This is a genomic window from Endozoicomonas sp. ALB115, from assembly GCF_049310245.1.
Classification (GTDB): domain Bacteria; phylum Pseudomonadota; class Gammaproteobacteria; order Pseudomonadales; family Endozoicomonadaceae; genus Endozoicomonas.
Window position 1 is genome coordinate 1 of sequence record NZ_JBLYZG010000200.1, and the last position, 1073, is coordinate 1073.

The 1073-nt window shown below is 43.1% G+C and carries 1 protein-coding gene; it reads left to right on the forward strand.

Annotated elements, in window-relative coordinates:
- The coding region (locus ACO6VE_RS24615; RefSeq protein WP_422464154.1) for a transposase at nucleotides 1-928 on the forward strand (928 nt) is incomplete at its 5' end.
- Nucleotides 929-1073: the final 145 nt, after the last annotated feature.

Consider the following 1073-nt stretch of genomic DNA (forward strand, 5'->3'; position numbering starts at 1 on the left):
CTTTTATTCGGGAACCTGCCGCTGTGATGACTGCTGCATTAAAAATGAGGGCAAAAAAAATGAATCCTTTTACCACAACATTATGGGGGGCTGTATTGTCCACCCATCCAGAAAAACCGTCATTCCATTAGCGCCCGAAGCGATTTGTCGACAAGATGGTTCCACAAAGAATGATTGTGAAAAAGCGGCAATAAGACGTTTTCTGGCCCAGACAAAACACGACCATCCACGTCTGAAACTGGTGATTCTGCTAGATGGTCTATATGCGGACAACCCTACCATTGCCATGATCAGGGAGTATGGGTGGAACTTTATCATCGTGGCCAAGGATGGTAACCATGTGTCGCTTATTGAGGCCATGAACACCCTTTATGATGAGGGTCAGGTTCATCATCACAAAATCGTTGATGAGGAAAATAACACGACTGATAAATTTCGCTACGCCAATAACGTACCACTCAATCTTCAGGATGAAACTGAGCGGGTTAATGTTCTGGATTACATTGAAATCGACAAAAAAAGAATTCAGCATGTCTGGTGCTGGATAACCGATATTGAATTAACCGATGATACCGTTGAATCCGTAATGCGAGGAGGTCGTTGTAGATGGCGCATTGAAAATGAAACGTTTAATACCCTGAAAAATCAAGGCTATCAACTTGAGCACAATTACGGTCATGGCGAAAAACATCTGGCTACTAATTTCGCCTACCTTACTTTTCTGGCATTCCTGGTTGATCAGATACAGGAACTGGCTTGTCCAAAATTTCAACAGGCTTTAAATAAGCCAAAGAAGCCTACACGCAAGCGATTATGGAGGAAGATCACCAGTTTCTTTCTCACGTTGATGATTGATAGCTGGGACAGTTTGTTTAAAGCGATTGCCCATGGTGCTAAAGCACAAAAGATAGCTTTTGACACGTCATGATTTGGCAAGATAGCCAGAACTTTTCAGGGTAGTGATAGTTATTTTCCATAGCAGCACGAGCTGTAGTCTCTTTGCGTTTTCAGAAATTATGAATACACCGGTTTTCAGGTTCGGCCTTCTGACGTGTATTCGTCGGGAGCCACTG